The organism is Streptomyces sp. NPDC127119, assembly GCF_042677425.1.
Lineage (GTDB): Bacteria > Actinomycetota > Actinomycetes > Streptomycetales > Streptomycetaceae > Streptomyces.
The window spans coordinates 1-23,948 of sequence record NZ_JBHXTO010000146.1 but is presented as its reverse complement, the minus strand read 5'-3'; the positions used below and the strand labels follow the sequence as shown (position 1 = coordinate 23,948).

Annotated in this window: 19 protein-coding genes and 1 pseudogene; 13 read left to right on the top strand and 7 right to left on the bottom strand. The window is 72.4% G+C overall.

Annotated elements, in window-relative coordinates; genetic code table 11:
- Positions 1-76: 76 nt before the first annotated feature.
- Positions 77-1,120, bottom strand: coding sequence for an S-methyl-5-thioribose-1-phosphate isomerase (gene mtnA, locus ACFVH5_RS37145; protein ID WP_385838094.1), 1,044 nt, complete (start codon positions 1,118-1,120; stop codon positions 77-79).
- Positions 1,121-1,472: 352 nt separating this feature from the next.
- Here mtnA and ACFVH5_RS37140 point away from each other — a divergent pair.
- The 10 genes and pseudogenes from ACFVH5_RS37140 to ACFVH5_RS37095 form a co-directional block, all read left to right on the top strand.
- Positions 1,473-2,429 (top strand): annotated as a pseudogene (locus tag ACFVH5_RS37140) (BMP family ABC transporter substrate-binding protein); the annotation flags it as partial.
- 90 nt (positions 2,430-2,519) lie between these two features.
- Complete coding sequence (locus ACFVH5_RS37135; protein ID WP_385838096.1) at positions 2,520-4,094, top strand: ABC transporter ATP-binding protein; 1,575 nt, start codon at positions 2,520-2,522, stop codon at positions 4,092-4,094.
- Between the two features lies 1 nt (position 4,095).
- Entirely contained in the window at positions 4,096-5,223 is a 1,128-nt protein-coding gene (locus ACFVH5_RS37130; protein ID WP_385838093.1) for an ABC transporter permease, read from the top strand.
- Positions 5,223-6,110, top strand: coding sequence for an ABC transporter permease (locus ACFVH5_RS37125; RefSeq protein WP_385838092.1), 888 nt, complete (start codon positions 5,223-5,225; stop codon positions 6,108-6,110). Before ACFVH5_RS37130 ends, ACFVH5_RS37125 begins: the two co-directional genes overlap by 1 nt.
- Positions 6,107-6,880, top strand: coding sequence for a nucleoside phosphorylase (locus ACFVH5_RS37120; protein WP_384809436.1), 774 nt, complete (start codon positions 6,107-6,109; stop codon positions 6,878-6,880). The genes ACFVH5_RS37125 and ACFVH5_RS37120 overlap by 4 nt, the downstream gene beginning before the upstream one ends.
- The gene (locus tag ACFVH5_RS37115) at positions 6,877-8,223 is read left to right on the top strand and encodes an amidohydrolase (protein WP_385838091.1); all 1,347 of its coding nucleotides are present in this window, start codon (positions 6,877-6,879) and stop codon (positions 8,221-8,223) included. The genes ACFVH5_RS37120 and ACFVH5_RS37115 overlap by 4 nt, the downstream gene beginning before the upstream one ends.
- A gap of 94 nt (positions 8,224-8,317) precedes the next feature.
- A complete protein-coding gene (locus ACFVH5_RS37110) occupies positions 8,318-8,989 on the top strand; it encodes a FadR/GntR family transcriptional regulator (RefSeq protein ID WP_384809440.1) in 672 nt (223 codons plus the stop codon).
- Between the two features lie 163 nt (positions 8,990-9,152).
- Positions 9,153-10,244: a PAC2 family protein gene (locus tag ACFVH5_RS37105; protein WP_385838090.1), complete on the top strand. Its 1,092-nt coding sequence runs from the start codon at positions 9,153-9,155 to the stop codon at positions 10,242-10,244.
- Between the two features lie 695 nt (positions 10,245-10,939).
- Complete coding sequence (locus ACFVH5_RS37100) at positions 10,940-12,688, top strand: S8 family peptidase (RefSeq protein ID WP_384809444.1); 1,749 nt, start codon at positions 10,940-10,942, stop codon at positions 12,686-12,688.
- A gap of 114 nt (positions 12,689-12,802) precedes the next feature.
- The gene (locus ACFVH5_RS37095; protein WP_385838089.1) at positions 12,803-13,408 is read left to right on the top strand and encodes a hypothetical protein; all 606 of its coding nucleotides are present in this window, start codon (positions 12,803-12,805) and stop codon (positions 13,406-13,408) included.
- Between the two features lie 98 nt (positions 13,409-13,506).
- Here ACFVH5_RS37095 and mshC read toward each other — a convergent pair whose 3' ends face one another.
- The 4 genes from mshC to ACFVH5_RS37075 all read right to left on the bottom strand — a co-directional run bounded on the left by mshC (position 13,507) and on the right by ACFVH5_RS37075 (position 17,064).
- Entirely contained in the window at positions 13,507-14,736 is a 1,230-nt protein-coding gene (gene mshC / locus ACFVH5_RS37090) for a cysteine--1-D-myo-inosityl 2-amino-2-deoxy-alpha-D-glucopyranoside ligase (protein ID WP_385838088.1), read from the bottom strand.
- 99 nt (positions 14,737-14,835) lie between these two features.
- On the bottom strand, positions 14,836-15,720 hold the full coding sequence (locus ACFVH5_RS37085; protein ID WP_385838087.1) for an SCO1664 family protein: 885 nt from the start codon (positions 15,718-15,720) through the stop codon (positions 14,836-14,838).
- Positions 15,684-16,274, bottom strand: a complete 591-nt coding sequence (locus tag ACFVH5_RS37080) for a DUF3090 domain-containing protein (protein ID WP_107021056.1) — start codon at positions 16,272-16,274, stop codon at positions 15,684-15,686. The genes ACFVH5_RS37085 and ACFVH5_RS37080 overlap by 37 nt, the downstream gene beginning before the upstream one ends.
- A gap of 103 nt (positions 16,275-16,377) precedes the next feature.
- Positions 16,378-17,064, bottom strand: a complete 687-nt coding sequence (locus tag ACFVH5_RS37075; RefSeq protein ID WP_385838086.1) for a histidine phosphatase family protein — start codon at positions 17,062-17,064, stop codon at positions 16,378-16,380.
- A 62-nt stretch (positions 17,065-17,126) separates the two neighbouring features.
- Between ACFVH5_RS37075 and corA the strand changes: the two genes are divergently transcribed.
- The gene (corA, locus tag ACFVH5_RS37070) at positions 17,127-18,125 is read left to right on the top strand and encodes a magnesium/cobalt transporter CorA (RefSeq protein ID WP_385838085.1); all 999 of its coding nucleotides are present in this window, start codon (positions 17,127-17,129) and stop codon (positions 18,123-18,125) included.
- Positions 18,126-18,252: 127 nt separating this feature from the next.
- On the opposite strand, the gene ACFVH5_RS37065 is transcribed toward corA, so the two are convergent.
- Entirely contained in the window at positions 18,253-19,041 is a 789-nt protein-coding gene (locus tag ACFVH5_RS37065) for a ferritin-like domain-containing protein (protein ID WP_385838084.1), read from the bottom strand.
- 259 nt (positions 19,042-19,300) lie between these two features.
- Positions 19,301-20,356, bottom strand: a complete 1,056-nt coding sequence (locus tag ACFVH5_RS37060; protein WP_366783800.1) for an LLM class F420-dependent oxidoreductase — start codon at positions 20,354-20,356, stop codon at positions 19,301-19,303.
- Positions 20,357-20,507: 151 nt separating this feature from the next.
- Here ACFVH5_RS37060 and ACFVH5_RS37055 point away from each other — a divergent pair, with 151 nt between their 5' ends.
- Together ACFVH5_RS37055 and ACFVH5_RS37050 are read left to right on the top strand one after the other, a co-directional pair.
- Positions 20,508-21,491, top strand: a complete 984-nt coding sequence (locus ACFVH5_RS37055) for an aldo/keto reductase (RefSeq protein ID WP_384809460.1) — start codon at positions 20,508-20,510, stop codon at positions 21,489-21,491.
- Positions 21,488-23,788 (top strand): helix-hairpin-helix domain-containing protein, encoded by a 2,301-nt coding sequence (locus ACFVH5_RS37050; RefSeq protein ID WP_385838083.1) that lies wholly within the window; start codon positions 21,488-21,490, stop codon positions 23,786-23,788. The genes ACFVH5_RS37055 and ACFVH5_RS37050 overlap by 4 nt, the downstream gene beginning before the upstream one ends.
- Positions 23,789-23,948 lie beyond the last annotated feature (160 nt).

The following is a 23,948-nucleotide window of genomic DNA, read 5'->3' as shown; positions in this document are numbered from 1 at the left end:
GGCCTGCCCCCACCCGCCCGCAGTCAGAACACCGGCCCGAGCCAACACCCCACCAGGGGCGCGGGGAACTGCGCGGTCAGCCCCCACCGGGCCGCAGGCGATCCCCCGGCAGCTCCCCCGCCGACACCTCCAGTACGCCCCGTTCCGTCACCAGGGCCGTTATCAGGCGGCCAGGGGTGACGTCGAAGGCCGGGTTGTGGCCTCGGGAGGTCGTCGGGGCTGTTCGGACGCCCGACCATTCCAGGACCTCGGACTCGTCCCGCAGTTCGATGTGGATGTCGGCACCCGTGGCCGTCGCCACATCGACCGTCGTCGTGGGCGCGGCCACCAGGAACGGCACCCCCGCGTCGGCGCACGCGAGTGCGACCCCCACCGTGCCGACCTTGTTCGCCGTGTCCCCGTTCGCCGCGATCCGGTCGGCCCCGACGATCGCCGCGTCCACCTCGCCGCGGAGGATCGTGCCGGCCGCCGCCCCGTCCGCCTGGACGAAGTGCGGGATGCCCTCCTGCACCAGTTCCCAGGCGGTGAGCCGCGAGCCCTGGAGCAGGGGGCGCGTCTCGTCGGCGTACACGACCTCCAGCAGTCCCCGGGCGTGCAGTTCGCGGATGACGCCGAGTGCTGTGCCCCACCCGGCCGTGGCGAGCGCCCCGGTGTTGCAGTGGGTCAGCACGCGCAGCGGCCGGTCCACGCCGACGCGCTTCAGCAGCCAGTCCGCTCCGAACGCGCCCATCGCCCGGTTCGCCGCGACGTCCTCGCGCTGGACGGCCGCCGCCTCCGCGAGCACCGCGTCGAGGCCGTCGTCGAAGCGGGTGAGCACCCGGTCGACGCACACCATGAGGTTGACCGCGGTGGGCCGTGCCTCGCGGATGCGCGCGACGGCGACGAGGACCTGCTCGCGTGACCATGCCTCGCGCTGCCCCTGGAGCATCGCGAGCGCCACCCCGTACGCCCCGGCCGCCCCGATCGCGGGCGCCCCGCGGACGACGAGCCGCCGGATCGCGTCCACCAGGCCGTCCACGTCACGGATGTGACGGGTCTCGGTGCGCTGCGGGAGGACGGTCTGGTCGATGAGCGCGAGGCTGTTTCCGGTCCAGTCGACAGCGCGCAGTTCCTGGGGCATAGCGGGGCACTCCTGAAGTTCCGAAGATGCGCGACACCGTACATGAACTCGAAGAACCCGATAGAAGTGCGGACGAACCACAGTTCGAGACAGCTGCGCGGATGTCCGGAAACCGGTGTTACAGTCCAGCACCCGCAGCCCTGAGGGCCGATGTGTTGGAGGACGTGTGCTGCTGACGAAGCGCCGCTTCCTCGACCACGGCCGCTGTGCAAGCGACGGCTGTCGACGCTGACCGCCGAGACACCGGCTCCCGTTCCGGTGTCCCCCCGTGCCACCCCTGGTTACACCTCACCTCTCAGCGTTTGTGCTTGAGCGCGCACCGCCGCACGCACCTTCATGGAAGGCCGGTCCCATGCCTCGTACCCGTACCCGTACCCGTAGACCCCGCTCGCTGCGCCTCGCCGGTGTCGCCACAGGCGGTGTGCTGCTGGCCGTCGCCGCGACCGGCTGCAACGCGGCCGCGAAGGACGACAGTTCCTCGGCCGGCGCCAAGGGCGACGGCACGTCCTTCACGCTGGTGACGCCGGACTCGGTGGGTCAGAACCAGTTCCTGAAGCTGGCGGTCGACGGGGTGAAGGCGGCGGCGAAGGCGCACGACGGGACGCAGAAGGTCTACCAGTCCACCGACAGCGCCTCGCAGCAGCAGAACGTGCAGGCCGCGGTCGACGCCGCGCCGGACGTCGTCGTGCTGGTCGGTTTCGAGTTCGCCGACGTGGTCGCGCAGCAGGCCGAGGCGCACCCGAAGCAGCAGTTCCTGATGGTCGACGCCTGCACCGAGAAGACGTTCGAGAACGTGAGCTGTGCCGTGTTCCGTGAGCACGAGGGTGTCTATCTGGCGGGTGCCGAGGCCGGGCTGCTCAGCGGGAGCGGCAAGGTCGGCGCGGTCGTCGTGCTCGACACCGGACAGTTCCGGCGCTACAGCGACCCGTTCGCGGCCGGTGCGAAGAAGGTCGCCCCGAAGGCGTCCGCGAGCACCCGCTTCGTCGGCGGGCAGTCGCCGTTCGACGACTCGGCGCGCGCCAAGGAGCAGGCGAACTCGCTGCTCGCCAAGGGCACCGACCAGATCATGGCGGCGGCAGCGGCCGGCAACTACGGCGTCTTCGAGGCGGCCGAGGCGAAGAAGGCGTACGCGTACGGCGTGGACGTCAACCAGTGCACGGCCGCTCCCGGCACCGTCGTCGACAACGTGATCAAGAAGACCGATGTCGCCGTACAGGAGGGCATCGAGCAGGTCCTGGCCGGCAAGGCGGGCAAGACCGTCTCGTACGGCCTCAAGGAGGGCGGCATCAGCCTGACCGGCCTCGAGGACGGTGTGGATTCCTCGAAGTGCGTGATCGCCGACCACAAGGACGTGCTGAAGAAGGTCGAGGCGCTGCGCGACCAGATCGTGTCCGGAGAGCTGACGGTCGATGACCCGGCCGCCGGGCTGCCGCCCGCCGTCGAACTGCGCGGCATCACCAAGCGTTTCCCCGGCACCCTCGCCAACGACGCGGTCGATCTGACGGTCCGGCGCGGTGAGATCCACGCGCTGATGGGCGAGAACGGCGCGGGCAAGTCGACGTTGATGTCGGTCCTGTACGGGATGGAGCGGCCGGACGCGGGCTCGATCCGCATCGACGGCGTCGAGGTGTCCTTCGGGAGCCCGGGTGCGGCGATGGCCGCCGGCCTCGGCATGGTCCACCAGAGTTTCAAGCTGTTCGACTCGCTGACGGTCGCCGAGAACGTCGTCTACCGGGCAGAGCCGCGCCGCTTCGGTCTGGTGGACCGGGCCGCGGCCCGTCGCCGGGTCCGTGAACTGGGCGCCGAGCACGGTCTCGTCGTCGATCCGGACGCCCGGGTCGGGGACCTGCCGGTGGGGCTGCGCCAGCGCGTGGAGATCCTGAAGCTGCTGCACCGCGGCGCCCGTACGCTCATCCTCGACGAGCCGACGGCGGTGCTGACGCCCGCCGAGGCCGACGCCCTGTTCGTGGTGCTCAGGTCGCTGACGGCACGCGGCCGGACGGTGATCCTTGTCACCCACAAGCTGCGTGAGGTGCTGGAGGGCAGCGACAACGTCACGGTGCTGCGGGACGGCCGGGTCGTCGCCCGGCTGCGTACGGCCGACACGAGCGGCGCCGGGATCGCGGGGGCGATGACCGGCCGCGACGTCGAGCTGGACCGCGTCCACCCGGCGGGTACGCCCGGTGACGTGGTGCTGGCCGTCGAGGGGCTGCGCACGGCGGGCGTGCACGATGTGGGGCTGTCCGTGCGGGCCGGGGAGATCGTCGGCATCGCCGGGGTCGCGGGCAACGGGCAGAGCGAGCTGGTCGAGGCGCTCGCCGGGCTGCGGCCCGCCACCGCCGGACGGGTCGGGCTGCGCGATGAGGACATCACGCACGCCTCGGCCACCGAGCGGCGCGCGAAGGGCCTCGCCTACGTTCCGGAGGACCGGCACGCGGTCGGCACCGCGCCCGCGGCGTCCGTCGCGGACAACCTCGCCATGGGCCACCACCGCACCTCGCTGTCCTCGCGGCACGGTCTGCTGCCGCCCTCGGCGGTGCGCTCCCACGCGCGCGAACTCGTCGACCGTTTCGGCATCAAGGCGTCCACACCCGACGTGCCGGCCTCCGCGCTGTCCGGCGGCAACCTGCAGAAGCTGCTGATCGGCCGCGAACTGGCCCACGGGGCACCGCTGTTGCTGGTCGAGCAGCCCACGCGCGGCGTGGACATCGGGGCGATCCAGGCCATCCACGACGAGCTGATCGCCTACCGCGACGCGGGCCACGCCGTCCTTCTCGTCTCCGCCGAACTGAGCGAGATCCGCGGCCTGGCCGACCGGATCCTGGTGATGTACGAGGGCCGGGTGACGGCCTCCTACGACAGGTCGGACGCGGACGAGGCGACGCTGGGCCTCGCCATGGCGGGCGGCAGGTCCGAACCGCCGGCCCCGGAAGCCTCCGCCTCCACAGACACCCCCGCGCCGGACGGAGACTGACATGGCCCTGCCTCTGGACGCGGCCCGCATCAAGGCGGCGCTGCGCTCCCCCGTCACCTTCTCGGTCGTCGCCGGGCTCGTCATCGGTGCCCTGTTCCTGGTCGGCACCGGCGCCGATCCGTTCGCCGCGTACGGGGCCGTCGTCACCGGCTCGCTGGGGGCCGACGGCATCGGGTCGACGCTGACGAACGGCACGAGTGTGCTGGGCATGGCCCTCGCGCTGGCGATCCCGCTGCGCGCCGGGCTCATCAACCTGGGCGGGGACGGACAGATGGTGCTCGGCGGTGTCGCCGCCGCCGTCACCGGTCTGTACTCGCCGCTGCCGGCGCCGCTCACCGTCGTCCTGGCGCTGCTCGCCGGGGTCCTGGCGGGCGCCGCGTACGCGGCGCTGGCCGCGCTGTGCGAGAACCGGTTCGGGGTTCCACTGCTGGTCAGCAGCCTGCTGCTGAGCTACCCGGCGATCTCCCTCGCCTCCTATCTGGTGCGCTATCCGCTGAAGGAGCCGGGCTCCAGCCTGCCCCAGACGAGGCGGCTCCCGGAGGGCGTGGCGCTGCCCGCCTTCGGCACGTCGACCGTGACGGCCGGACTGGTGCTGGTCCTGCTGGCGGCGGGCGCGTACTGGTTCGCGGACCGGCGCACGGCCGTCGGCTACGAGATCCGGATGACCGGCCTCAACGCGCGCTTCGCCGCGTACGCGGGCGTGGAGCGCAAGGGGCTCACACTCCGGCTGGTGGCGACCTCGGGCGCGCTGGCCGGGCTGGTCGGCTCGATCGGTGTGCTGAGCTTCCCCTACCGCTTCCTCGACGGATCGCTGACCGCACCCGGCTACACCTGGACGGGCCTGACCGCGGCGCTGCTCGCGGCGGCGGCCCCGCTGGGCACGGTGCTGGCGGCGTTCTTCTTCGCCGTCCTCCAGGTCGGCGGGCTGTCCATGGAGCGCACGACCGAGGTGCCGCGCGAGCTGACGCAGGTGCTCCAGGCCATCGTCATCGTGTTCCTCGCGGCGCGGCTGCGCTTCCCGCGGCTGCGGCGCCGAAAGCCCGGGGAACCCGGGGAGCCCGCCGCGCACGGGCCCGACGGCCCGGCGCCCACCGTCAAGGAACCTGCCTCCCAGGGGGAGTTCGCCTGATGTTCTTCGACTCCGATCTCCTCATGTCGGCGCTGCGCGCGCTGACGCCGATCCTGCTGGCCGCGCTCGGCGGCGCCCTGTGCGAGCGGGCGGGCGTCTTCAACATCGGCCTTGAGGGCATGATGCTGATGGGCTGCTTCACGGCCGTCACCACCAGCTGGTTCACCGGCAGCCCCTGGCTCGGTGTGCTGGCCGCCGCGCTGGCCTCCGCCGCGTACTCGCTGATCCTCGCCGTCGGCGCGGTCACCCTGCGCGGTGACGCGGTCGTGCTCGGCATCGCCATGAACCTCCTGGCCGTGGGCCTGACCGGTTTCCTGCTGCGTACGATCTTCGGCGTGCAGGGCACTTTCGACGACCCGTCACTGGCCGGGCTGCCGCTGATCGGCGGTTTCTCGCCGCTCGCGTATCTGGCGTGGGCGGCGGTCGGCGTGACCGCGCTGCTGCTGTCCCGCCATGTGTGGGGGCTGCGGCTGCGGGGGGTCGGCGAGGCACCGGGGGCCGCCGCCACGCTCGGGGTGAGCCCGACACGCTACAAGTACGCGGCCGTGCTGGTGTCCGGTGTGCTGTGCGGACTGGCCGGGGCGCAACTCGCCCTGGGCAACGTCACGTTGTTCTCCGAGAACATGACGGCGGGCCGTGGCTGGATCGCGGTCGTGGCCGTCATGCTCGGACGGGCCCTGCCGCTCGGTGTGCTGCTCGCCGCGCTGCTCTTCGGTCTCGCCGAGGCCGCGGGCTTCCGGCTGCAGGGTCTCGGCATGCCGCAGCAGGCCACCGACGCCGCCCCGTACGTCGTCACGCTCGTCGCCCTCTTCCTCAGCACGGCGCAGCGCCGCCGCCGCAACGCCCGTACCCGCATGACCACGAGTACGACTGGAGTCACCTCATGACACAGGAACAGGCCCCGCAGGACCTGGCCCCCATCACCCGCATACCCCGCACCGGGCTGCCCGCGCGGGCCGTCGTCGTCGGCGATCCCGCGCGCGCCGCGATCGTCGCCGCGCTGCTCGACGGTGCCGAGGAGGTCTCGTACCACCGCGAATACCGTGCTTTCAGGGGGACTTGGAAGGGTGTGCCGGTCGTCGTCGCCTCCCACGGGGTGGGTGCGCCGGGGGCGATCCTGCTCTTCCAGGAGCTGGCGGACGCGGGCGTGTCCACCTTCGTGCGGTTCGGTACGGCGGGTGCGATGCGGCCCGGGATCCAGGACGGCGACCTGGTCATCGCGGAGGCGGCGGTACGCGACGACGGTGTGACCCAGCAGTTGCTGCCGCCCGAGTATCCGGCGGTGGCCACCCCGGAGGCGGTGCTCGCGCTCCAGCTGGCGGCACGTGAGCAGGGCGCTCCGCACCATCGCGGCCTGGTGTGGACGCGGGCCGCGTTCCAGCCGGGGCTGATACCCCTGTTCTCGTACGAGGGGGCGGGGCTCGCCGCCATCGAGATGGAGCTGTCCGCGCTGTATGTGACGGCCTCCCTGCGCGGGCTGACGGCGGGCGGGGTGCTCGTCATCGACGGCGCGAACGCGGACGAACTGGTCGACGAGGCCGGTACCGGCGGCTACAACCCGCACCGCGACATCGTCGCGACGGGTGTGGAGCGCGGCTCGGTGGTCGCGCTGGAAGCCCTGCGTCTGCTGGCCGAGGCCGAGGAGCGCGCGCTGTGACCGTCCCCTCCCCACGCCCCGCGGGCGGCGCCGCCACCGCGGACCTGCTGGTGCACGGCGGTGACGTCCTGACCGTCGACGAGGCCGGCACGATCGTGCCCGACGGGGCCGTGGTCGTCCGCGACGGCGAGATCGTCGAGGTGGGCCCGGCCGAGGAGCTGCGCGCCCGCTACGCCGACGCCGAGGCCCTCGACGCGAGCGGCTGTCTCGTGCTCCCCGGCCTGGTCAACGCGCACACCCATCTGGCGATGACGCTGCTGCGCGGTCGCGCCGACGACGTGACGCTCCAGGGGTTCCTGGAGCGGGTGATCCGCTGGGAGAGCGAACTGCTGTCCGCGGAGAACGTCGCGACGGCGATCCGGGTCGCGATCGCGGAGAGCGTACGGGCCGGGGTGACCTCGGCGCTCGACATGTACTGGTTCCACGAGGCCGCCGAGCAGGTCGCGCACGAGGCGGGCTGGCGGCTGCACACGGGCCCCACCTTCATGGACGTACCGGACCCGGCCGACGGCATCGCGTACGAGGACCGGCTGGCGTGGGCCCGCCGCGACCTGGCGGGCCGTGCGCCGCGACCCGGTACGCGTCCCGTCCTCTTCGCGCACTCCGCGTACACCCTCTCCCCCGAGCAGCTGACCGGGATCGCGGCGCTGGCACGGGAGTTCGGCGCGCTGCTGCACATCCACGCGGCGGAGAACGCCACCGAGGTCGCCACCGTCGAGGTGCGGTACGGGAAGCGGCCGGTCGAACTGCTCGACTCGCTCGGGCTGCTCGGCCCCGATCTGCTGCTGGCCCACACCGTGGACCTCACCGGAGCCGAGATCGCCGCGCTGGCCCGTACCGGCACGTCGGTCGCGCACTGTCCGGTGTCCAACCTCAAGCTGGGCTGCGGCATCGCCCCCGTGCCGCGGCTGCTGAGCGCGGGCGTGACGGTCGGCCTCGGCACGGACGGCGCGGTCAGCTCCAACACCCTGGACGTCCTGCGCGCGCTGGGCCTCGCCGCCCTGGTGCACAAGGCCGACGGGGACCCGACCGCCGTCGGCGCCGAGCAGGCCGTCCGGATGGCCACGATCGAGGGCGCCCGCGCGCTGGGACTCGACGCCCAACTGGGTTCCCTGGAGGCCGGCAAGCGCGCCGACCTGATCGTCCTCGACCTGGGCGGCCCGCATCTGGCGCCCCGCCACGACCCCTGGTCGACGCTCGCGTACACGGCCCGCGCCGAGGACGTACGGGACACGGTCGTCGACGGCCGGGTCCTGATGCGCGGCCGTACGCTCACCACCCTCGACGAGGGCGCGGCGCTCGCGGAGCTGGCGGCTCTCGTGTCACGGTCCGCCCTCGCGTGAGCCGCATAATGAGACATCGGATGTAAGACGGATGCAAGACAGATGTAAGTCATCGGGTGTCCGCGGGACAGCCTGAGGGACGGGGAGGCCTGCCGTGGCAGTCACCGACGAGGCGATCGAGAAGATCAAGGGGATGATCGTCTCCGGCGCGCTGCGCCCCGGCGACCGGCTGCCGAAGGAGAGCGAGCTCGCCGCCGACCTGGGCCTGTCCCGCAACTCCCTGCGCGAGGCGGTACGTGCCCTCTCCCTGATCCGCATCCTGGACGTCCGGCAGGGCGACGGCACGTACGTCACGAGCCTCGACCCGCAGCTCCTGCTGGAGGCGCTGAGTTTCGTCGTGGACTTCCACCGCGACGACACGGTCCTGGAGTTCCTCGCGGTACGCCGCATCCTGGAGCCGGCCGCGACGGCGATGGCGGCGCAGCGGATCAGCGAACAGCAGCTGGACGCGCTGACCGCCCAGTTGGACGCCCTGGGCGCGGGGCCCTCGGTGGAGGAACTGGTCGCCTGCGACCTGGAGTTCCACCGGGGCATCGTGCAGAGCTCGGGCAACTCCGTGCTCTGCTCCCTCCTCGACGGCCTCTCGGGGCCCACCACCCGGGCCAGGATCTGGCGGGGCCTGACCCAGGAGGACGCGGTCAGCCGCACCCTGCACGAACACCGCGCGATCCTCGGCGCCCTGCGCGACCGGGACGCGGAGGCGGCCCGCTCATGGGCGACCGTGCACATCGCGAGCGTGGAGCAGTGGCTGCGCTCGACGCTGTGAGCGATGCCGGCACGATCACGGCGGCTCGGACGACCGCGGGGTGTTCGGAGGCGCCGAACGGGGCAGTGATCCGGCACTCCCCCATGCGAGGGGGCTGCGGACGCCCTGTGCACAAGCCGTAAGGTTGGGGCGTACGTGAGGGTACGTCGGAAGGAGGCGCTGAGTGATCGAGCTCGACGGGGTTCCCGAGCTGGTCGACCCGGTCATGGTGGCCGCGTTCGAGGGCTGGAACGACGCCGGCGACGCCGCCTCCACCGCGGTCGCACATCTGGACAGCGAGTGGAAGGGCGAGGTGTTCGCGGCGCTCGACGCCGAGGACTACTACGACTTCCAGGTCAACCGGCCCACGGTGTGGCTGGACGGCGGTGTACGCAAGATCACGTGGCCGACGACAAGGTTGTCAGTGGTCCGGGTGGGCGGCGACAAACCGCGGGACCTGGTGCTGGTACGGGGCATCGAACCGTCGATGCGCTGGCGCTCCTTCTGCAACGAGCTGCTCGGCTTCGCCCATGAGCTGGGCGTGGAGCTCGTGGTGATCCTCGGCGCACTGCTGGGTGACACCCCGCACACACGTCCGGTGCCGGTCAGCGGAGTCACCTCCGACCCGGACCTGGCCCGCACGATGGATCTGGAGGAGACCAAGTACGAGGGCCCCACGGGCATCGTCGGCATCCTCCAGGAGGCGTGCACGCACGCGGGCGTACCGGCGGTGTCGCTGTGGGCGGCCGTGCCGCACTACGTCTCGCAGCCCCCGAACCCGAAGGCGACGCTGGCCCTCCTGAACCGCCTGGAGGACCTCATCGACCTGCGGATCCCGCTGGGCGAGCTGCCCGAGGACGCCAGGGCCTGGCAGGTGGGCGTGGACCAGCTGGCCGCGGAGGACAGCGAGGTCGCGGAGTACGTGCAGACGCTGGAGGAGGCCCGGGACACCGCCGAGCTGCCGGAGGCGTCGGGCGAGGCGATCGCCCGCGAGTTCGAACGCTATCTGCGCAGACGGGACGGGAGCGGGCCGGCCGCGGCACCGGGCAGTCACGCCACGGAGAGCGGCGACCCCGCCACGTACCTGCGGGACTCTCCGGGCGGCCGTCCGAAGCCGGTGCGCCCGCAACGGCCGGAGCCGACCGAGGGTGCCGCCGGGGACACCGGTGGGACCGCCGGTGCGACGGGTGACGCCGAGGACACCAGCGGGAGCCCCGCCGGGGACTCGAAGGAGCCGCCGGAGTCCCCGGATTCTCCGGAATCGTCGGAGGACTGACCGAGCGCCGGAATCCTCGGAGGACTGACCGAGCGAACGAAAGGGCGGTGTGCCGCGGGCACACCGCCCTTTCGCACGTCCGGCGTCCGGCGTCCGATGTGCTCGATGCCGGTGGCGGTGAGGTCCGGGCCCTGCTGCCGGCCGCCGCCCGGCGGCACGGTGCCGACCGCGGCGGGCCGCCCGTGCCTGTCGAGCGTCGGCCGGTGGAGCCGGGCCCCGGCCGGTGACGGAGCCACGCCCGGTGGCGAGGCTCGCGCGGTGGCGAGGCTCGCGCGGTGGCGAGGCTCGCGCGGTGGAGGGAGCCGTCGGACGGTCGGGGCAGGCCTTCTCCCGCGTTTCGGGCGCGTGCGCCGACCCTGCGGTCAACAGACGCTGTGGCCCCATCACATGACATCCGTCTCCGCAGCCTTTGGCCCGATTGTGACGTGACATCGGTTTCCGGACGAATTGCACACGTTACCCAATTCAACTTGTTGTCAAACGCAGTTGGCGAACTCGGGGGTGGACGACTCGGCCCGGGAGGAGCAGGGTGTGCCCGGAGGACACAACCGGAGGAAACAGCACCGAAACAGTTCGCCGGCGAACGACACGGCGGACGACAGGACGAACAACGGGGCGAACAGCGGGACGAACGACAACTGGACAGCGACACCGACCACTTGAGCACCTGCACGGACCGAAGGGAGCGGCACGCGATGACCGACCAGGTACAGCCGGAGCAGGGCCCGGGAGCGTCCGGACCGGGGCCCGACGGAGCGGGATTCAACTACCGGGGAGCCGAGCAGGAGCTGATCGTCGTCGCTCGGCCCGAGCCCCGACTGCGCGCCGGGGCCCAGGGGGTCCGTTCGGCGGCCGGCGCCGATGTGTCGGCACTCACCATGTTCCTCAGTGACGAACAGCTCGCCCTGGAGCCGCTGTTCGGCAGCGAGGAACGGCTCAGGTCGGCGGTCCAGCCGCCGGCCGACGGCGCCGAGACACTGCCCGACCTCGGACTGTTCTACCGGGTGCGGGGCGGCGAGGAACGGGCCCAGGAACTGCGTTCACGGATCGCTGCGCTGCCGGAGATCGCCACGGCGTACGTGAAACCGGCCGCCGTACCGGCGTCCGTGGGGTCCGTCGGCCAGAGCGCCGACGAGTCCAGGCGCCACAAGGAGGGCGCCCCCGTCACACCCGACTTCACCAGCCGCCAGGGCTATCTGCGCCCCGCGCCCGAGGGCGTGGACGCCTACTGGGCCTGGCAGCGGCCCGGCGGGTCCGGCCAGGGCGTCACCGTGATCGACGTGGAGGGGGCCTGGCAGCTGGGCCACGAGGACCTCGCCGCGAAGCTGGCGGGGGTTGTCGTAGGCACCCCGATCCAGGATCTGGCCTGGCGCAACCACGGCACCGCCGTGATCGGGGTGATCGGCGGCGACCGCAACGAGTACGGGATCACCGGCATCGCGCCGGACAGCGTGACCGCGGCCGCGTCCTTCCACGGCATCGGCACGGCGGCGGCGATCCACGCGGCGGCCGACCGGCTCGGCCCCGGCGACATCATCCTGATCGAACTGCACCGCCCGGGACCGCGGTTCGACTACCAGCAGCGCGACGACCAGCGCGGCTACACGCCCGTCGAGTGGTGGCCCGACGACTTCGCGGCCATCCGGTACGCGACCGCCCGGGGCATCATCGTGGTGGAGGCCGCGGGCAACGGCGGCGAGTCGCTGGACGACGCGGTGTACGAACGCCGCCCCGACGAATTCCCCGAGTGGTGGCGCAACCCCTTCAACCCGTCCCACCAGTCCTCCGGCGCGATCCTGGTCGGCGCGGGCGCCCCGCCGCCCGGCACCCACGGCCGCGACCACGGCCCGGACCGCTCGCGGCTGGCGTTCTCCAACTACGGGGCACGCGTGGACGCGCAGGGCTGGGGCCGCGAGGTCACCACCACCGGCGGCTTCTGGGACCGGCCCGGCGATCTGCAGGGCGGCGCCGAGGAGATCGCCTGGTTCACGGACACCTTCTCCGGGACGTCCTCCGCCTCCCCGGTGGTGGTCGGCGCCCTGGCCGCGCTGCAGGGCATGCTCAGGGCGGCCGGCCAGGAGTCGATGACCCCGGAGAAGGCGCGCAAGGTGCTGCGGGCCACCGGTTCCCCGCAGCAGGACGCGCCGGGCCGGCCCGCGTCGCAGCGGATCGGCAGCCGGCCGGACATCAAGGCGGCGGTGGCCCATCTGCTGCCGGGGGCGGTCGGCTCGGGCCAGGCCGAACGGTACTGGGACGAGCTGGTGCCCTATCCGCGTGAACTCCCGCCCAGGCTCCGGCTCTACGTGGCCGGCGGCTGGCGGAGCCTGCACAACCCGTCTCCCGAGATCCGCCAGTCGGTGCAGGCCGCCTTCGCCGGTGGCCGGCCCGACGTACGGGTCTGGTTCTCGGACGACGAGATCGTCGGCCTGGTCGTCACGGGCTGACCCGACCGGCCGGCCGCCGGTCCACATCCGACGACCGGTCGCCACGACCACCCAACACCCAACAACGCTCAACGCTCAACCATCGCCCAACCATTGAGGGAAGGTGGCACCCGCATGAGCACCACCCCGCAGATGAGCCAGCAGGGCCAGCAGAGCCAACTGGGCCAACAGGGCTTCGGCCAGCAGGGGTTCGGCCAGCAGGGCCAGCAGCAGGGCCCGAGTACGGCTCCCCCGCAGCAGGGCCAGCAGCAGGGCTTCGGGCAGCAGCAGGGCTACGGCCAGCAGCAACAGCCGTTCGGGCAGCAGCAGCAATACGGTCAGCAGCAGCCGTTCGGCCAGCAGGGCATGGGCCAGCAGATTCCCCAGCATCTGCAGCAGCAGCTCCAGCAGATGGGCCAGCAGCAGCCGTTCCAGCAGCTGCTCCAGCAACTCGGCGGGCAGCAGCAGCAACAGCAGGGCCAGCCACTGGTCATGCGCAGCGCCGTCGAGGCCGCCGCGCTGACGAGCGGTGTCGCCGAGCACTTCTGGGACGTCGTCACCCCGCTGCCGGGCCAGCCGTCGATCCTCTACCTGTACATCAACCAGGGCTGGCGTCCGCTGGTCAACCCGAACCAGGTGACGCACGACGAGGTCCAGGAGGCCTTCGCCTTCGGCCAGCAGGTCATCGGGATCTACGACTCCTCGACGAACACCATCCAGGCCGTGATCGTGAACAAGTAGCGGCATGACGAACGGACCACCGCACGCGTGACGCGCGGTGGAGCGCACAGAGGGCGCCGGACGGGCCACGACCCGTCCGGCGCCCGGCGTCGTGCGCTCTAGAGGGCCACGCCCATCAGGGCGTCCACGGCACGGGAGACGACACCGGGGGCGCCCTCGTCCGTACCGCCCCGCTCCTCCTGGAGCGCGGCCCAGCGGTCGACGGCCGCGAGGGCGGAGGGCGCGTCGAGGTCGTTCGCGAGGGCCTCGCGGATCTCGTCGACGAGCGCCTCGGCCGACGGTCCGTCGGGCCGTGAGACGGCGGCCCGCCAGCGCTCCAGGCGCGCGACGGCGTCCTGAAGCACCTGGTCGGTCCACTCCCAGTCGGCCCGGTAGTGGTGCGAGAGCAGGGCGAGCCGGATGGCCGCCGGGTCGACGCCCTCGCGGCGGAGCGTGGAGACGAAGACGAGGTTGCCCTTGGACTTGGACATCTTCTGGCCGTCGAGCGCGACCATGCCGGCGTGCACGTACGCCTTGGCCATGGGGAACTCGCCGGTCAGCGCCTGTGCGTGGGAGGCGCCCATCTCGTGGTGCGGGAAGGCGAGGTCGGAGCCGCCGCCCTGGACGTCGAAGCCCATGCCCAGGTGGTCGAGCGCGATCGCGACGCACTCGATGTGCCAGCCGGGCCGTCCCTGGCCGAGCGAGCCGCCGTCCCAGCTGGGCTCGCCCTCGCGGGCCGCCATCCACAGCATCGGGTCGAGCGGGTTCTTCTTGCCCGGACGGTCCGGGTCGCCGCCGCGCTCGGCGGACAGCAGCCGCATGGCCGCCGTGTCGAGGTTGGCCACCCCGCCGAAGTGAGGATCGGCCTCCACGGAGAAGTAGACGTCACCTTCCAGTTCGTAGGCGGCACCGGAGTCCCGCAGCCGTTCGACCAGCGGGACGATCCCGGGTATGGCCTCGACTGCGCCGATGTAGTGCCTCGGGGGCAGCATCCGCAGGGCGGTCATGTCCTCGCGGAAGAGGGTCGTCTCCTGCTCGGCGAGGGAGACCCAGTCGACGTTGTCCCGTGCGGCGCGCTCCAGCAGAGGGTCGTCGACGTCCGTCACGTTCTGGACGTAGTGAACCTGCCGCTTGGTGTCGAGCCACACGCGCTGTACGAGGTCGAACGCGTTGTAGGTCGCCGCGTGACCGATGTGGGTCGCGTCGTACGGAGTGATGCCGCAGACATAGATACGGGCGACGGGACCGGGGTCGAGGGTCACAGGACCACCGGTCGCGGTGTCGTGGATCCTGAGGTCGCGGCCCTTGCCGGGCAGGGCGGGGACCTCGGAAGCGGGCCAGGCATGCATACCTTGAGCCTAACCGGACGGATGTTCCGTATACGAACCGGACCAGGGCAGATGGCCGGACAGGCGTCCTTGCGCGCGGCCCCGAAGTGTGCGTCGGGGCTATACGGGTGGCCAAGGGATCGCGGGCCACTCCCCCGAGGGTTCGGGATGCCGTCCGGAGGCGAGCAGACCGGCCACACGGGCGCGTGTGGCGTCCAGTTCCGCCTCGGTGATCAGTTCCCCCAGCCGTACGCCCAGCGGCCCTCCCAGGGCGTCCCTGAGCCGTTCCAGGGCCTCGACGGCCTCGGCGGTGAGCTTCTCCCCCGCCCAGCCCCACAGCAGCGTGCGCAGTTTGTTCTCGGCGTTGAAGGTGACGCCGTGGTCGATTCCGTACAGCCGTCCCCCGGAGGTGGGCAGCAGATGCCCGCCCTTGCGGTCGGCGTTGTTGATCACGGCGTCGAGGACGGCGAGGCGGCGCAGCCGTTCGTCGTCGGCGTGCACGAGCAGGGCGGTGCGCCCCTCGCCGACCTCGGCGAGGCCGATGGCCTTCCAGCCCTCGCCGGGTTCCTCGGCGTCGACGAGCGCGAGCAGCCCGGCGCCTCTGTCGATGACCTGGCGATCGCCGTCGCCGGTCCCGTCGTCGTGGCCGTCGTGGACGTCACCCGGTTCGTCGTCCGGCGGCTCGATCCACAGCTGGCACATGCCCCGGCCGTACGGTCCTTCGCGCAGCACGGTGGTCGGGACGAGCCCCCAGCCGGTGGCCTCGGACACCTCGTAGGCCGCGACCTCCCGCTGGGCGAGGGTGCCGTCGGGGAAGTCCCACAGCGGGCGCTCGCCGGCGACCGGCTTGTAGACGCAGGACGCCCGGCGTCCCTCGTACGACACGTCGCACAGCAGTACCGCGTTCGAGGCCTCCCGGATGCGGCCGCGCACGGTCAGCTCGCCCTCGGTGAGCAGCTCGGCCGTGGTCACGCCTCGCGGCGGTATCCGTTCTGGCGCGGACATACGTGTCCTTCCGGGTCGAGCGGGAGACTGCACAGCGGGCAGGGCGGCCGACCGGCGTTGACGACTTCGAGGGCGCGCTTGGCGAAGGCGCGGGCCTGTGCGCCGGTGAGGCGGACGCGCAGCATCGGCGGCCCGTTCTCCTCGTCCTGGAGAAGCTCCTCCTCGGCGGCGGCCAGGTCCTCCTCGGAGTCGGCGTCCAGTTCCACGAGCGCCTGGGCCTCGACGATCATGCGCTGCTCGTCGCCGTCCCAGGCGAGGGCCATGGTGCCGACCCTGAACTCCTCCTCGACGGGCGATTCGAGCGGGGCGGTGTCGGAGACCGCCGTCGGGGGCAGCACGGGGACGGGGGCGATGCCGCCGGTGCGCCGTACCACCTCGTCGAGAAGCTCGTCCATTCGTTCGGCGAGCGCCGCGACCTGCGTCTTCTCCAGGGCGACGCTGGTCACCCGGGGGCCCGAGGAGGCCTGGAGGAAGAAGGTACGGCGCCCTGGCAGCCCGACCGTACCGGCTACGAAACGGTCAGGCGGGTCGTAGAGGAACACCTGACGGGACACGTCCTGTCTCCATTGGATCGATCGACTGCTTCTGCCGTCACTTGCGTCTGCTGCTGACAACTGCTGCGCTGCTTCGACCGCATCACCCTACTGCGGCCGACGATCACGGTGCGCCCGCACCGCCCCCGACCGCGGCGTCGCCGCCGGACGGCTCCTCGCGCGGCGCGAGGGAGGCGAGATCCCCGGTGTCCCCGAGCCGTACGAGAAACGGCCGCAGTCGTGTGTAACGGATCGCGGTGATGGAACACGGTTCTACGGAGATCCGCTGGAAGAGGTCCAGATGAAGACCGAGTGCGTCGGCCACGAGCGACTTGATGATGTCGCCGTGCGAGCACATGAGATAGACGGCGTCGCCGCCGTGGTCGCGCTCCACGCGCGCGTTCCACTCCCGTACCGCTTCGGCGGCGCGGGTCTGCATCGCGCGCATGGACTCACCGCCCGGGAACGCGGCGGCGGAGGGGTGTGCCTGGACGACCTCCATCAGCGGCTCGCCCGACAGCTCGGCGAGTTTGCGCCCGGACCAGTCTCCGTAGTGGCACTCCCCGATGCGGTCGTCGGAGTGGGCCGTCAGGGCGGGACGGGCGTCCAGGAGCGGCTGGATCGTTTCCTGGCAGCGCTGGAGGGGGCTGCTGACTATTTCGGCGAGCGGGATGTCCGCGAGGCGGCCGGGCAGGGCCGCCGCCTGCGCGTTGCCGCGCTCGTCGAGGGCGACGCCGGGTGTCCATCCGGCGAGGAGTCCCGCGGTGTTGGCGGTGGAGCGTCCGTGCCGGACAAGGATCAAGGTGGGCATGCGGCCCAGCGTAGGCGCCCTTCCGAGTGCGCCGGAGAATCAGTGACAGGAGAATTCGCTCTGTGATCGTGGACTGTGCCATCTACCGGGACGGGCACCGGACCGAGGGCCCGGAGGACATGTCCGACGCGCTGGCCGCGGCACGTGCCTACGGGAACGCCTTCGTGTGGATAGGGCTGCACGAGCCGACGGAGCGGGAGTTCGATCTCGTCACGGACGAGTTCGGGCTGCACGAACTGGCCGTCGAGGACGCCCTCAAGGCGCATCAGCGTCCCAAGCTGGAGGTCTACGACGACTCGCTGTTCGCGGTCCTCAAGCCGGTGACGTACGAGCCGGACAGCGACACGGTGTCGTCCGGCGAGCTCATGATCTTCCTGGGCGACTGCTTCGTGGTGACCGTGCGGCACGGCGAGGGCGCGCCCCTGAAGTCGGTGCGCGGCCGGCTGGAGAAGGACCCGGAGATGATGCGTCTCGGGCCGACGGCGGTGCTGTACGCGATCGCCGACGCCACCGTCGACCACTACCTGGAGGTGGCGACCGAGCTGCAGACCGACCTGGAGGAGCTGGAGGCGGAGGTGTTCTCGCCGGACGACGGCGGTTCCCGGCACACCGCGTCCCGGATCTACACCTTCAAGCGGCAGATCCAGGAGTTCCGCAGGGCCACCGGGCCGCTGTCGGTGCCGTTGAACCGCCTGGCGGGCGCCGGTGTCGTCGGCCCCGCGGTGCCGTTCGTCGACGACAGGGCGCACCCGTTCTTCCGGGACGTGAACGACCACCTGACCCGCGTCAACGAGTCGGTGGAGTCCCTGGACCGGCTGGTCTCGGACGTCCTGTCGGCGCATCTGGCGCAGATGAGCGTGCGGCAGAACGACGACATGCGGAAGATCTCGTCCTGGGCGGCCATGGCCGCGGTCCCCACGATGATCGCGGGGATCTACGGCATGAACTTCGAGCACATGCCGGAGCTGCACTGGCTGTGGGCCTACCCGGCGGTCGTCGCGATCATGGTGGTCCTGGAGGTGCTGCTGTTCCGGCTCTTCAAGCGGCGGGGGTGGCTGTAGCGGGTCACGGCCGAGGGTGCGGCCGGGCCTCGGCGGGCTCCACGCGCGCGTGACGCGTACGAGGCGCCACGCGCGCGTGGTGGACGGTTGCGGCGGGCGGCGGTGGGCCTTGAGCGGTGGTGGGCGGTCAGGCGTATCCGGGTGCCGCCGTCGCGGGGCCGCCCAGGGCGTCGCGGCGCTCCGGCATCGTCAGGGAGACCATCCGCCGCCAGCCGGCCGCCCGTTCGTACCCGTACGTGGCTCGGATGCCCGTGGCGAGCAGCGCCGCCTTGGGTCGGGACCAGCCGAGGACGCGTCCCATGTGGGCCATCACGGCGAGGCTGACGTCGCGGTAGACGACGGCCTCGGCCAGCGCGCACTCGCGCAGTGTCCGCTGAATGGTCCGGCCGTGCCCCGCGCGGGCGAAGCGCAACAGTTCCTCATGGCAGTAGGCGAGGTGGTTGTCCTCGTCGTCGGAGATCATCCGTACGGCCCTGCCGATCTCGGGATGGTCCCCGAAGTCCTTGCGGAGCATCACCATCTGGTCCGCGGCCCGCTGCTCCGTGACCCTGCTGTGGGACAGGTAGGTGACGATGTCCTGCACGGTGAGGGGTTCGTCGCGCCTGAGCTTGTCGTGCGTGAGGCCGATGCCGTTCTTCTCCAGGAGCATCGTGTAGTCGGTCGCGGGCGGGATCTCGACGGGCGTGAGACCCCGTTTCCTCATGAGGGCGTTGAAGATCCGGCCGTGCTTGTCCTCGTCGGCGCCGTGCCGGGCGATCTTGGGTGCGAGCGCGCGCTCGGCCTCCGGTACGAGGGCCGCGATCCGCCCGTTCTCCCAGCCGCCCTGTGTCTCCCCGCTGGCGGCGATGGAGCAGAAGAGCCGGAAGGACTCGTCGTTGTCGATGATCTCCTGGAAAAGACTCTTGGCCGAAAGCATGACTGCCACCTCCACGCGCGACCCGCACCTCCTGCGGGAGTCCGCAAAGAACGAGTCAAATGGGCAGCCAGGGGTGCGGCAACACCTGTGTCGGACAAATCCGCTGAACGGTGGACGCGCAGGGAATGCCGGGCGCGTAACCGAGCGGGCCGTCGCGCGTTGTTCTCCGTGACGGCCGTGGCGGGGAAGACCCCCGAGCCCCCACCACGGCCGCAGAACTCTCCCGTCCCGCTCGGCTCCCCCGTCCCGCCGGGCGTGGCTACGCGACTCCGGCCCGCTCGGCGGCGTCGGTGCCGGCCCGCAGCGCGGCGATCCGCTCGTCCAGCGTGAAGCCCGCCGGGGCCAGCGTGAGCGTGGTGACACCCGCCGCCGCGTAGGCCTTCATCCGGTCCGCGATGCGGTCCACCGAACCGAGCAGCGTGGTCTGGTCGATGAGCTGGTGCGGAATGGCTGCCGCCGCGCCCTCCTTGTCGCCGGACAGGTACTTGTCCTGGATCTCGGCGGCCTCCTGCTCGTACCCCATGCGCTGGGCGAGCTGGTTGTAGAAGTTCTGCTTGCGGCTGCCCATGCCGCCCACGTAGAGCGCGGTGTACGGACGGAACATGTCGGCCAGTGCCGCCACGTCCTTGTCCTCGCCGAGCGCGAGCGGCACGGTCGGACAGACGTCGAAGCCGTCCATGGTCAGGCCGGCCTTCTCGCGGCCCGCGCGCAGGTGCTTGATCGCGGTGTCCTCCAGATGGTCCGCGGACGGGAAGATCAGGAGGGCGCCGTCGGCGATCTCGCCGGTCTGCTCCAGGTTCTTCGGGCCGATCGCGGCGATGTAGAGCGGGATGTGCTCGCGCTCCGGGTGCACGGTCAGCTTGAGCGGCTTGCCCGGGCCGCCCGGCAGCGGCAGGGTCCAGTGCGCGCCCTCGTACGACAGGCGTTCGCGGGTCATCGCCTTGCGCACGATCTCGACGTACTCGCGGGTGCGGGCCAGCGGCTTGTCGAACTTGACGCCGTACCAGCCCTCGGAGACCTGCGGTCCCGAGACGCCGAGGCCGAGGCGGAAACGGCCGCCGGAGAGCGAGTCCAGGGTGGCCGCGGTCATCGCGGTCATCGTGGGCTGGCGGGCCGGGATCTGGAAGATGGCCGACCCGACGTCCATGCGCTCGGTCTGGGCGGCGACCCAGCTCAGCACGGTGGCCGCGTCCGATCCGTACGCCTCGGCGGCCCAGCAGACCGCGTACCCGAGGCGGTCGGCCTCCTTGGCCACGGCGAGGTTGTCCGCGTCCATTCCGGCACCCCAGTAGCCGAGGTTGATCCCGAGCTGCATGGCCGATTCCCCTTACTGATCAGTAACGTCCCTTGTCCGGCACCCTAGCGCGCCGCCGGGCCGAGCGGCAGGGACAGCGTTGCGGATCATGTGACGAAGGTTGTCCACAGGCTTCCCACACGTCGACTTGCGGCCAGTAATCTCAGCCACCATGGAGCAGAGGCATCTCGGCCGTACCGGCCTGCGCGTGTCCCGCATCGGTCTCGGCACCCTCACCTGGGGCAGGGACACCGGCGAGCACGACGCCGCGGACCTGTTGAAGGCGTTCTGGGAGGCGGGCGGGACCCTCGTCGACACGGCCGACGTGTACGGGGACGGGGAGGCCGAGTATCTGCTCGGGCAGCTCATGGACGGGCTGGTGCCGCGCCGGGACCTCGTCATATCCACGAAGGCGGGCAGCGTGCCCGACCCGGACCGGCGGTTCGACGGCTCGCGGGGACATCTGCTGTCCGCCCTCGACGCCTCGCTGGCCCGGCTCGGCACGGACCATGTGGATCTGTGGCAGGTCCACGCCTTCGACCCGGACGCGCCGCTGGAGGAGACACTCCAGGCCCTCGACATCGCTGTCAGCAGCGGCCGGGCCCGGTACGCGGGGGTCTCCAACTTCTGCGGCTGGCAGCTCGCGAAGGCGGCGACCTGGCAGCTCGCCGCCCCCGGGACCCGTACGCGGCTGGCATGTACGCAGATGGAGTACTCGCTGCTGCAGCGCGGTGTCGAGCGCGAGGTGCTGCCCGCCGCGCTGGACCTGGGAATCGGGCTCCTGCCGTCGTCCCCGCTGGGCCGGGGCGTCCTGACGGGCAAGTACCGGCACGCGACGCCCGCGGACTCGCGGGGCGCCTCCGAGCAGCTCGCGCCGTTCGTCGCGCCGTATCTGGACGACGCGGCGAGCCGCATCGTGGACGCGGTGGCGACGGCGGCGAACGGCCTGGCGGTGACCCCGCTCCAGGTGGCTCTCGCCTGGGTCCGCGACCGGCCCGGGGTGGCCGCCCCGATCATCGGCGCGCGCAACGCGCTGCAGCTCACGGCCGCGTTGTCAGTGGAGACCCTTAGTCTTCCTGACGAGATCTGTCGAGCGCTCGACGACGTGTCGGCGCCCGTGCACCACTATCCCGATCACGACTGGAGCACGCTGTGACCACGGAGCCGTCCGCCGCCGCGGAGGAAGCCGAGCCGGGGACGCCGGACGCCGGTCCCGAGTCCGAGGGGCCCAGTACGGAGGTCCGGCCGGACACCGGCGCCGACGGGGACGGGGACGGGGACGCCGAAGACGACGCCGGCGAGGACGGTGGGGCCGCCGACAGCGCCGCCGAGGGCACCGAGAGCACCGCGGAGGGCGCCACCGGGGGTGCGGCCCAGTTGTCCGAGGCCGAGGCCGAGTTGGCCGCGCAGCGGGAGCTGCGGGAGCGGATCGAGCGGCGGAAGGCGGAGAAGGACGGGCCGGTCCTGGCCGGGACGGCACTGAGCGGGAAGGCCGCCGATCTGCTCGCGGCAGTCCGGGCGGTGGAGAGCGGCGAGAAGCCCTCGGCGAGCGTCTTCAGCGGGCCGGAGCCCACCCCGCGCAGGGTCGCGCAGGAGCCGGTGCGCCGCCCGCAGCCCGTACCCTCCGGCGCCCCGGCGTCGATGGCCTCGGAGTCCGTCGACGCGGTCCGCGCCGTGCTCGTCCGGGGCGGCGCCCCGGAGGCACTGGCACCGCAGACCGCCGCCACCCTCGGCGAGGGGGCGGACGGGCAACTGCGCGAGGACCCCTGGCAGTTGCTCCGCGTGGCGGGCGTGCGCCCCGAGCAGGCCGACGGGTTCGCCCGGGCCCTGCTCGGCGCGGAGTGCGGTCCGGACGACGAACGGCGGGGCCGCGCCGTCACCGTGTGGCTCCTCGAACAGGCCGCGCTGGTGGGGCACACCGCCCTGGAGGCCGCGGCCCTGCACACCGCGCTCGCGCAGCGCTCGGTGCCCGACCCCGACGCGGCCGTGCAGAGCGCTCTGGCCGAAGGTGACGCGCTGGTCTTCCAGGACGCGCTGGACGAGCCCGGCGGCACGCCCCCGGCTCCCCGGCGGTCCGTGGAGGACGCCACCCCGGACGACGAGGGCGGCGAGGACGGTGAGGAGGCCGAGGAGGCACGTCCGGTGCGCGTCCTCATCGGTCTGGAGCGGTACGCGCTCGCCGAGGAGAGCCTCGCCGACGGGCTGGCCCGGGTCGTCAACTCGCTGCCCAAGGACGAAGGCACCGCTGCGGCCTGGGAACCGGCCGCGACCGGCTCGGCCGCCGAGCTGATCCGGGCGGTCGCGGGCCGCGGCCTGGTCCTGCACACCGGCGGCGAGGCGTCCCGCGCGGAGCCCGCGTCCCTGGTGGCGGCTGCCCTCTCCCTCGGCCTCAGGGTGTGCGCCGCCGCCCACCATCCGGACGGCCGCCGCCGCTTCGCGGAACTGCTCGCCGGCGCGGACGCGCGCGAGACGGCCTCGGACGCGGATCCGTCGTCGGCCGTCGTGGCCACCGTCGCCGGTCTGCTCTCCGGCGAGGAGGGCCCGGGGCGGGACCGGGACGGCATGCTCCGCACCGACCTCCTGGTCGTGCTGGACGCGCCGCAGCTCGACGTCGAGAGCGCGGCGATGCTCGCCGAGTCGCTGCCCGACGGCGCCCGGCTCGTCCTGAGCGGGGACCCCGGCGTGCTGTGGTCGGCGGGCCCCGGACGGGTGTTCGCGGATCTGCTCGCCGCGCGGGTGTGCCCGCAGATCGCCTCGCGGACCCCGGATCCGGGTCCCGTCGGCGAACTGGTCTCGGGCATCGGCATCGGCGAGCTGAACCAGGTCGAGGCACCGGGCAAGGAAGTGGTGATCATCCCGGTGCGGGACGCCGGGGAGGCGGTCCACCGCACCGTGCAACTCGTCGCCGACTCGGTGCCGCGCGCGATCGGCATCCCGGCCGAGCAGACCCAGGTGATCACGCCGGGCCACGGCGGTGCGGCGGGCACGCGAGTGCTCAACGCGGCGCTGAAGGAGCGGCTGAACCCGGGCCCCGGCCGCTTCGGCGGTTTCGACCCGGGCGACCGGGTGGCGTACTCCGCTACGCCCGGCCGTTCGATCCTGGGCCAGGTGGTGAAGGCCAACGCCGAGGGGCTGCACCTGGAGTGCGCGGGCGTGCCCGTCGTCGTACCGAAGGAGCGGGTGGAGCAGACCGTGCGGCACGGCTGGGCGCTCACCGCCCACCAGGCCGTCGGGGTCCGCTGGCCCGCCGCGGTCGTGGTCCTGCCCGGCGACGCGGCGCAGGCGCTCTCCAGGCCCTGGGTCTACACCGCCTTCGGCCGCGCCGACCGGCACCTCTCCGTGGTCCACGGTGTGGAACAGGCGCTGCCGCACGCGGTGGCGGAGATCGCGGCGAAGCCCCGTACGACGAGGCTCCCGGCCCTGATCACAGCCCAGATCCCGCCGTCGGTCTGAGCCAGGCCCGTATCCCGGACGTGGCGGGGGGGGGGGCCCGGCCCCGAGGGGGGGCGGGTGCGCCCCCCGCGGGTTGGGGGGGGGGCGGGGGGGTGGGGGGGGGGCCCCCCGAGTCGTTGACGGGACGGGTAGGGGCGGCGGGGGCGAGGAAACCCTCACC

Bases quoted from the DNA above. Each gene is read 5' to 3' on its own strand.
- mtnA (WP_385838094.1), bottom strand. From the start codon at position 1,120: ATGCCCCAGGAACTGCGCGCTGTCGACTGGACCGGAAACAGCCTCGCG.
- ACFVH5_RS37130 (WP_385838093.1), top strand. From the start codon at position 4,096: ATGGCCCTGCCTCTGGACGCGGCCCGCATCAAGGCGGCGCTGCGCTCC.
- ACFVH5_RS37125 (WP_385838092.1), top strand. From the start codon at position 5,223: ATGTTCTTCGACTCCGATCTCCTCATGTCGGCGCTGCGCGCGCTGACG.
- ACFVH5_RS37120 (WP_384809436.1), top strand. From the start codon at position 6,107: ATGACACAGGAACAGGCCCCGCAGGACCTGGCCCCCATCACCCGCATA.
- ACFVH5_RS37100 (WP_384809444.1), top strand. From the start codon at position 10,940: ATGACCGACCAGGTACAGCCGGAGCAGGGCCCGGGAGCGTCCGGACCG.
- ACFVH5_RS37095 (WP_385838089.1), top strand. From the start codon at position 12,803: ATGAGCACCACCCCGCAGATGAGCCAGCAGGGCCAGCAGAGCCAACTG.
- mshC (WP_385838088.1), bottom strand. From the start codon at position 14,736: ATGCATGCCTGGCCCGCTTCCGAGGTCCCCGCCCTGCCCGGCAAGGGC.
- ACFVH5_RS37085 (WP_385838087.1), bottom strand. From the start codon at position 15,720: ATGTCCGCGCCAGAACGGATACCGCCGCGAGGCGTGACCACGGCCGAG.
- ACFVH5_RS37075 (WP_385838086.1), bottom strand. From the start codon at position 17,064: ATGCCCACCTTGATCCTTGTCCGGCACGGACGCTCCACCGCCAACACC.
- ACFVH5_RS37065 (WP_385838084.1), bottom strand. From the start codon at position 19,041: ATGCTTTCGGCCAAGAGTCTTTTCCAGGAGATCATCGACAACGACGAG.
- ACFVH5_RS37060 (WP_366783800.1), bottom strand. From the start codon at position 20,356: ATGCAGCTCGGGATCAACCTCGGCTACTGGGGTGCCGGAATGGACGCG.
- ACFVH5_RS37055 (WP_384809460.1), top strand. From the start codon at position 20,508: ATGGAGCAGAGGCATCTCGGCCGTACCGGCCTGCGCGTGTCCCGCATC.